The sequence below is a fragment of the Algoriphagus algorifonticola genome, from assembly GCF_007655305.1.
GTDB lineage: Bacteria > Bacteroidota > Bacteroidia > Cytophagales > Cyclobacteriaceae > Algoriphagus > Algoriphagus algorifonticola.
Window position 1 is genome coordinate 1 of the sequence record NZ_VLOG01000028.1, and the last position, 8,845, is coordinate 8,845.

At 42.2% G+C, this 8,845-nt stretch carries 5 protein-coding genes; 1 reads left to right on the forward strand and 4 read right to left on the reverse strand.

The window, feature by feature from the left end; genetic code table 11:
• Window positions 1-91 precede the first annotated feature (91 nt).
• From FL972_RS06135 to FL972_RS06145, 3 genes are read right to left on the reverse strand one after another with little or no spacing between them, the layout of a single operon-like run.
• Entirely contained in the window at window positions 92-3,505 is a 3,414-nt protein-coding gene (locus tag FL972_RS06135) for a DUF6443 domain-containing protein (RefSeq protein WP_144604186.1), read from the reverse strand.
• The gene (locus FL972_RS06140; protein WP_144604187.1) at window positions 3,502-3,963 is read right to left on the reverse strand and encodes a hypothetical protein; all 462 of its coding nucleotides are present in this window, start codon (window positions 3,961-3,963) and stop codon (window positions 3,502-3,504) included. Before FL972_RS06140 ends, FL972_RS06135 begins: the two co-directional genes overlap by 4 nt.
• A gap of 11 nt (window positions 3,964-3,974) precedes the next feature.
• Complete coding sequence (locus FL972_RS06145; RefSeq protein WP_144604188.1) at window positions 3,975-7,196, reverse strand: RHS repeat domain-containing protein; 3,222 nt, start codon at window positions 7,194-7,196, stop codon at window positions 3,975-3,977.
• A gap of 908 nt (window positions 7,197-8,104) precedes the next feature.
• Between FL972_RS06145 and FL972_RS19380 the strand changes: the two genes are divergently transcribed.
• Window positions 8,105-8,278, forward strand: coding sequence for a hypothetical protein (locus tag FL972_RS19380; protein ID WP_186300023.1), 174 nt, complete (start codon window positions 8,105-8,107; stop codon window positions 8,276-8,278).
• A gap of 44 nt (window positions 8,279-8,322) precedes the next feature.
• Here the strand turns inward: FL972_RS19380 and FL972_RS06150 are convergent.
• Window positions 8,323-8,845, reverse strand: a 523-nt coding sequence (locus tag FL972_RS06150) for a peptidoglycan recognition protein family protein (protein ID WP_222116007.1), incomplete at its 5' end; no start/stop codon positions are given.

An 8,845-nucleotide genomic window follows, 5' to 3' on the forward strand; every position in this document is an offset into this window, starting at 1 on the left:
CCGCTTGTCAGCTCTTTGCCATTATAAAGATAAGGATTCACCCAGCCCTGCAAACTGGCCCCTCGCTAAATCAGTCCACAGGACTGATTATTCACGCTCGGTCCTCACCATATTGGTAACCTAGTCCCGAGAGATCCACTCCCCAAGGATCATAATGAGTCTCTTGCACGATCAGTGGACCCGTGCTCATGATCCGGAACTGGTCAAACCAAACATTTTCAGCCGTTTCATTGACTAGGTAGGTCTCGATATAGCCATCCTTCTTGATCGCCAGCTTTTGAATCAGTTCCTCGTGTTTGTTTCGGGCTTTTTTGGATAAGATGACCTTTCCTTGTTCATACAGATTACTGTCTGCATCATAAAGCGCATATCCTAAATATGCCTCGGGGGCGGGTTTTTGCTGAAGTTCTGTAATCACCAGAGCGATGACATTTGCTATGGCCAGTTCATTGGGACCGGTGGCTCGGAGGTTTTGCCCGAATTCAGTCAGTTGTTGGATCATCTTGGTATTGGCCCCTGTTTGAATAAAGGACACCGGATGGAGGCGCGTTTTTCGTGGATCCATATATTTCCCAAAAACCCCGACTTCCACACTGTCTCCCTGCTGCACTTCCTGACTTCGGGAAGGACCAAGTATTCTTCCACGATCCGCATTGAGCCACGCTGTCGCATAGCCTCCGGGGGTCTTGTTATGCTCACTTGCGCCTTGGCGAGATTCCTTGATATTGTCAAACAGCTCCTCCTCCTCTTCGGCCTTTTCAGGCTCCATGGTTGCCATTCTAAGCGTGGACTGTGGTGCACGGACTACCTGACGTACATTTCCCAAATGATCTTTGACGAAGAATTCGTATTGGAAGGCTGAGTTCTCAAAGGCAGCGCGTCCTTCCTCATGCATGATATAGGACAGCGTATTGGCTCCCGAATTGATTTTTTCAAACACAAATTCCCCCAAATAATCCAACGTAGTGGTAGTGGCCCCTTCTACATTTACCTGCCGGACCTTCACTCCTTCGGCATTGTACCAATAGGTGAGGCTTCTACCAGTCCCTGAGAATATGATGGACTTGGGAAGGTTTAGATGATTGTAGGAAATGACCACGCTGTATTGATCATTATTCCCCAATAGGTTGCCATTTGAATCGTAATTGTAGGCACTGGTGCCCAGATTTTTGTAGTCTTTGGCCAGATAATTGGGTAAAGTCTGTGCATCATAAAGGTAGGACAGCTTATTGCTATGGGTAGCATAGGTGTAGGACAAGTTATCCACCAATCCCCAGGTACTTACTGTCTGTTGGTTATGTCGCTGCAAGGAAGAAAGATTCCCATTTGCATCGTAAGTGATGCTTCCTATGTTAAACCTTCCATCTTGAGCACTAAGCCCCGGTACGGTATAGGCAGCACCAATGATCCGATTGCTTCGGTCATAGGAATAGTTGTAGACCCGCTTGGTATCATCCTGTCCTTTCCATTCAGCCTTGGAAATATTCCCGTTGTATTGAGGGGTCGTACCTCCTGATTCGTAAAACAATTCCTGTGCAAAGACTTTGTCTGAGGCATTGCTTGTCTGGGGATTGTTGATGCGCTTCAGCCAGCCTCTGATATTGTAGGTATAATTCATGGCCGCATTGGCAGCCACAGGGAAGGTTTTATTGGTCAGTTGTCCGAGCTGATCATACTGAAAATTGACCAAGGTGACCGCAGGGTCTGAGTTGATTTTATGGGTAATGGAGGTCAATAGACCTGCATTGTTGTAAGCATAGTTCTTGGTAATGGTATGGGTCCCAGGCGTGGTGAGTTGTGAAATGGTCTCGATAGGCTTGTTTTCAAAGTCAAATCGGGTAGATGCCCGGATAGTACCTCCCAAGTGATGGTCCTCATGGGTCTGAATCAAGCGCCCTAAATCATCGTAATATATAGCTGTTTCATACAAGTTATTGTTGTCTAAGTTCCGAACCAGTCTACCTGTCAGCAATCCGTGAGTTTTGGTCGTCTGATCATGATAAGGAGTATTTGGTTTGGAATAGGTAAGCGTCCCTTTTCTGAAAGTGTAATGGTCAAAATAGTTGACGGTCAAAACTTCTCCTTCTCCCCCGTCTATGGCTCTAGGGAAACCTCCCGCATTGGTAGTTCCCGTTTTGCCGGAGGTCGCATTGATCACCGCATTATTGGCACCAAGTGTGTTGATGGTAGTTTGCAGAGTTTGTCTGTCCGACGAATTAGTCACCAATCCAGTCATGACTTCCCTTCCCAAAGCATCATACTTCGTGTATAGCCACTTGCCCAGACCTGCCAGATTTGCATCCCGATAGGCCACCAAGCGATCCTGAAGGTCATAGACCATTTCTTCAGTTCCCTTATCCGGAAGCTTTTTGGTGATCTGTCGGCCTCGTTCATCATAGGTATAGAGGTAATACAATCCGTCCCGGATGGTGGTTGATGTGGAACTTTGGCTATTCGTAATGATTTCAAAAACTGCCTTGGGAGGCATCACTACCCGCAAGCGTCCGAACGAATCATAGACATAATAGGTACATAGCCAGCCGGTGTGGGTATTAGATGGACTACCAGATTCTTGTACTTTTTTCAAAATCAATCTTCCCAATTTGTCTTTATATTCAATTACTCTGCGAGAATCTTCATCCAATACTTCCGTCTTAGTCAACGTTCCAGTGGCAAAATTCGCAGAAGTAACCGGCAAACCGGAACCATCTATAGTCCAAATTCTTACCTCTTCAGTAGACGAATTGGTCCTCTCATTGATTTGAATTTCCTTACCGGTCCATGCGGTTCCGGGAACACCCTGTTTGATCACGCGGTTTAAAGGAGAAGACTCAAAGGTTTTATCTGCATATCCTTTGGAATCACTGTATGCCGATGTAAAGTAGGCCGAGTTTAGGGAAGCTGCATTGGTCCGGAATTTTCCTTTAGTCCCAGAGTCGTTATTCGGGAATGGCAAATAGTCCCGATACTGCCTTCCAAAAGCATCGAAAGCCAGGGTTCCTATCACATCCGAACCGTCCGATGAAGCTGAGAGTTGGATAGTCTGGACAGTTCTTCCCAATCCGTCGTGGTAATTGGTAGATTTATAGGACACCTTCTGGGCAGAACCCCGAAGGGAAAAGGCATTGGTCAGGGTATCCCGTGAACTGTATTCTCTGACCCAGTTGAGGTTTTCAGGATACAGGTAAACCCAAACAGGAACCTTGGTGGTGAGGCAAGCAGTTGAGGTATGGTAATACGCCAGGTAATACAACTTAGACGAGGTAAGGATGGGCGTACTAAATGACTGACTGCTGGACATCAAAGAGGTACCATCCGTGTCATACCATCGGTAAGCAAATCCAGAAGGTGCTGGATTTGCAGTCAAGTTTACCGAATTGCTTGAGGTAAGGCTCTGTGAAGCTGCAGAAGGGATAACCGTAATACAGGGAGAAGAAGACACCACCTGAGCATAGCTGGTAGCTATAAGTCCTAGAACAAAAATTAAGGTGAAAAATGATCTCATGAGCCAAGACGTTTAACAAACAATACATTGAATTCTTCTTTTTCTTTTTTCAAAGGTTTCCATAATTGTCCCCTTTCCCGGTAGGTGATTTCATAGACTTTTGATTCATCTTTGTATACAAGGGTCAATGCCATGGAAGCTTCATCAAAGGACCAAGTCCCTTCTTCTTCCTGAAGAGTGCCATTTTGAACCCATGCTTTTAAATAGGTTTTGTCATCCTTCAGGAAGCAAATCCAGGATTCCGTTTGCTTCCAGAATTTCTTTTCCTCTTTAAGCCCATCTTCATCAGACTTAAATTTTTTGGTAGAAGGTGCCTCTACTTTTTGATTGGAAAGATCAATCTTCCAAATACCCAACATCTTTTGCTCTCCCTTGGAAAGAGTATTGATTTTGGTGGGTTCTTGGGCAAAAACAGTTATAGAAAAGCTTACTAGTATAAGTAGTACAAGGTATTTCATGACAGATCGAATTAATAGTTGATGTAGGTGTATTCGTAATGCTTTAAAACATGGCCCATGTCATTGGTCACAGTTTCTAACCTGCCAAAAGGATCATATTGATAGAAAATCCCATGGTTTCTTGGATCCAATTGGGACCTTATTCCTACCAAAGGACGGTGAGTATAGGTGGTCATTTGGCTCAGCGTAGGATGCACTCTCAATTCATCCACAATTGTCCCCGATCCGCTGATGGTCACACTTCCTGTCCCGCTTATTTCTACCAGCCGCCAGGTATTGTCAATTATTCCTGTGTAGGGAGAACCATTTATTGTCAAGGATCCTGTTGTTGTCCCTGAATTCCTTCTTATCCAAAAACTTAGCTTATAAGCCCCAAGGCCAGACTTTGTGATTTGCCCATTATTGAGCAAATAGACTTTATTCCCCGATTTGGCCTCCCCCGGCATGACCGGGGACTCAGCACCTGCATAGGTCCACCCCCCTTTTTCTGAGGTCTCAAATGAGGTAAAGGCTATATTGCCAAAAGTCGTATTACTGGCTTCAGCAACAACATACTCTCCCTCATATCCATAAAGCATGGCGTGAGTACTACCATCAGAAAGACTATATTGGATCAGGTTTCCCCTTGAGTCATAGCCGGTCATGGACATCCTTAACTTGTACCTGGAATCTCGGTTCAAGGAGCTGGTTCCTGAAGTAGCCACAGGTGTATATGCTGTGGTGAGAATTGGGGTAGCAGTTTCCAAAAAGTAGGCTTGGGAAGGCATATACCAGTTTGTACCAGATACTAGACTATAATTAGTCACTTGACCTGCAACAATTACATTAAAACGAGAAGCCTCTCGTACCTGAGTATACTGTTCGACTGGAACCAAAATATTTCTTAAAAGTAATTGTCTCAGAGCTTCTGGGAAACCAGTGTAGATTGTATTTACATTGACTATGTCGTAATTATATCGGGTTACATTCCGGACCGACTGTGGGTTAGGTAAGGTGCTACTTTCCTCATAGCTTGTTTTAAGGTATGTCGGGTGAAAGTCACGGGTGGTCAGATTTTCAACTGAATCCGAACCGTAATAAAGCGTCTGCTTGGAAGAAGTCTCCAGATACACCCCAACATCCTGTGTTAGTGTTGCAATCATGTATCGGTGGCCATCGTAGGGGTATCCTCCATTTATACCCGGACAATAGTAGAAAAATCCCCCTATTTCCTCTCCCATAATCACCTGAGCCCCTGCCTGCCCGATATTCAAAGTCTGCCCTTTAAACTTGGTGTAGGTTTTGGTTATTATTTCCTTGACATTGTTTGCATTATCATATTTGAGAACCTTGGTTAATTTACCCCTCTCCCAACTTTTTCGGTTTCTCCAGGTTTTATTGGAATATTGAACTGTAAAAACCCCATCCGGAATCAGGGCATTGTTATCAAATTCAAAGATCGTCTTTCCGTTTGCAGTGGTACCGTTGGCATATTCAGAAACTCTGGTATAAACCACTGGGCTGTCGTCAAATCCGGGACCAACAACCGAATTGGAAACCCAGGACCTTACCCGAAATTGTCGTTGGCTTTGGGCACCAGAAGTAATGTCCCTTTTATATTGGGTAGTCAAATAATGGAAATTTCTGACATCAAAATTTTTATGGCCAAATCCGTCGTCATTGTTTCCATATCGGTATAAAGTACTATAAGTATTTTGGCCGTCATTTTTGCTGATTTTCTTGATCCGGAGGCCTGCTCCATATTTGGTAACTCCCCCATCAGAATATTTATGAGGCTCAAATTCAAATTCGGTATAACCACCTGTCGGAAAAGTAATCCGCTTGAGTATTCCTTCTTTATAAAAAGTAGTATCTGTACTTCGGTCTGCGCCTCCAATGGATATGGTGGTTAATCCCGTAGCGCTGTTGGCCTGGTATTGCACCGTTTCCTGCGGTATTAAATTGGTGTTGCTCGTCTTTCCATTATAAAACCCAAAGTGGTCTCTCCGGTGAGAACCTTGGACTGCATCCCAAGAAAAAGTAGTTGTCTGATAGGTGAAATTGTATTTATTGATCAGCGTATTGGAACCGTCTCTAACTTCAAGTCCGTCCAACTTCAGGCGTGCATCGGCATTATTGGAGGCTAGTTTAAAATTTCCTGAATTGAGCAGGACAAAGGTTTTTTCCAAGGTGTACTGTCCATTGAGTTTGGAATAAATTTCAATTTTGCTTAAGCGTTCCACGTTGGGGCTACCCGGCAAATCCGTTCTTTCAGCCCCCAAGACAAACTTGACCTTGCCCGTTTTGAAATAAATTTCGTCCAAAGCCAATTGGGAAATTGAGCTGGTCGTAGAAACAAAGGTGGTTACCGGGCTATAAGAATTGCAGGGAAGCAGGGTGGCATCACCAGTACTGCAATCGTCCATTAAGGTGATATTCGTTTCAATTTCTGAGGTGGTGATAGTTCCCAAATCCTGGTATTTAAACGTCACATAATCGTCAGAATTTTGAGTTTTGATTTCCTGTAAATACCAGGTTGAAATAGCAGCCGTATTAATGGAACCAGAAGAGCTTCTCAATAACTCCCGATGTCCATTTATCCCATTCCAGTCAGCACCAAAGCGGTACCTTAGACCCTGGGTATCCGTGATGTCAAAAAAATCTGATCCTTTGGTCAGCTTTATGGCGCTTTCCGGAAACAGCAAAGGCGGTTGCCCACCCTGCCTTAAGACAAACCTCCCACTTGCACCGGGATAATTGTAAGAAAACAGATCGGGCTCTCTGTCATTGGTTCCTGTAGCAGTTAACTCCTTATAATTAAAGTTTGCACAGAAGTTAAATGGATCGACATTGTAATCATTGGTTAAGGATAAAAAACCAGATTCATCAGCTTTGCCGTTAACTGTTCGGGTTACCTGCCCACCTGCCTGAATGGACCAACCCAATCCAACCCATGAGGCCTTGTCTGTGTACCGGATACCTCCTGCATGGTAAGTCAATACGATGGGAACTTTGATCGACCCAGCATCAATTTCAAAAATAGGGAGGCTGATGTCAGGAATCCCTGTATAGAGATTCACATTAAAATCACCATACTTCTGAATTCCAGCTGCATTGGGGGAATTTTGGGCAGATTTTGGAGTGATTTTTTCAATCTGAGAGTTAACGTCACTTGGAAGCTGTCCGTAAAGATCTACTGAAGAGGTTAATAAACAGATCAAGAAAAGGAAACTAGAAACAAAAGTTATTTTCATTAGGACTAAATTTTAAAACAAATCGTCCGTTAAAGTAGAGAAGTGTATTATTATTAAAAATACCCTCTAGAGGGTATTTTAATTTTAATATTTTTTATTTAACAAAATATTATTCTGATTTAAAAAACAATTATGAGTATTTAAAAATCATTTTTCTTTTGAATCATTTAAAAATTATTATATTTATACTTAATTTATTTATATTTTATAATAATGATGGTTTTTTTTGACTAAAAAATTACATTACATACTTATTTTTACAAATTTTGACTGTTAATTGCAAAATAAAATTTGGAATACTTGAAAATTGATGTCGAAAAAAAATTGAAGAATTATTAAAAAAATTGATTTTTTAAGAGATATGTAAAAATTATTCAAGAAAGTATTTGAATTCCTAGACTCTAAGAAATAAGAATTAAATACCATATCATTTGATAATTCTAATTGGATAACAAACTATTCCACTGGTTTGGCAACTTTAAACTCCTCACTAGAAACTTGACCTTATCTATTATCCCGCTCCTTCAGAGCTGAACCACACTGTTGTTCCGATTTCAATTTTCTAAGAAATTTCGCTCCTTCGGAGCTTTAAGATGATATCAAAAGTCAAAATTTAAATTCTCCAGCTTAATCTTTAAATTATTTTTCACCGCAGAGCTGCAGAGAACGCTCAAAATTCCACAAAGAAAGATTTTAAAAACCACAAAGAAATCATAGGACACATAGTTTGAATCAAAATAGTCTCTTCAATGGACTTACGCCCTAATAAAAACTATCTAATAACGCCCATCCCTACTTCACCCCGTTCACGCTTGCAGGAACCAAAACCGCTGTGTATTCGAGTAATAGTTTGAGACTGCTTCGCTCCGCAGGCTTCGCTCGCAGAGACGATTTCAAATTTACACTCTATGAAAGACAAAACCGCTGCGTCGCCGCGCCACTGCGAGCAAATTAAACTTCTTTCATCTCGCTCCTTCGGAGCTGCAATACCTACTAAATATAATTTCAATTTTCTAAGAAATTTCGCTCCTTCGGAGCTAGGGAATCAAACTGAAATCAAAACTTTAAACTTCTCACTTTAAACTTTAAACTGCTATTCACTGCAATAGATTACTAAATATCAACCTTAAACCTTATTCCCCCTCTTCATAATCCATTGATATTCTAAGATCGCTTCAAAGGAGGGGCATTCTTTGATTCGTTCCCAAGGTTCTATGATTCCATTGCCGTTTTTGTCAGGCGAAAAGTCCCTGTGTCCTAAAATCTTGATGGCTGAGATGTCCTGAAACTGCCTGGCCCATTCCAAGGATTGAAAAATACAGGTTAGAATACCCGCTTGTTGTTCCACCGTACGTGTATCCATAGCCAAATGAATATTGTCAGGATGCACTCCACCCACATAACAAATATGAATGGCGTGCTGATTATAACCCCTCACTCCATTACTGACTTGGTCTAATTGTAGCAATTGATGAATTAAGCCATCCACTTCAACCAAAAAATGATAGCCTGGAACCTTCCATTTTAGTGTCTCCTTCCAAAATCTTTCGATTCCCGCTCTGCCTGCAAATCCCGCAGAACAATGGATTACAAGGTGTTTGATATATCGGGTTTTTGAGATCATGTGATTTTGTATTTGTATGATTGAG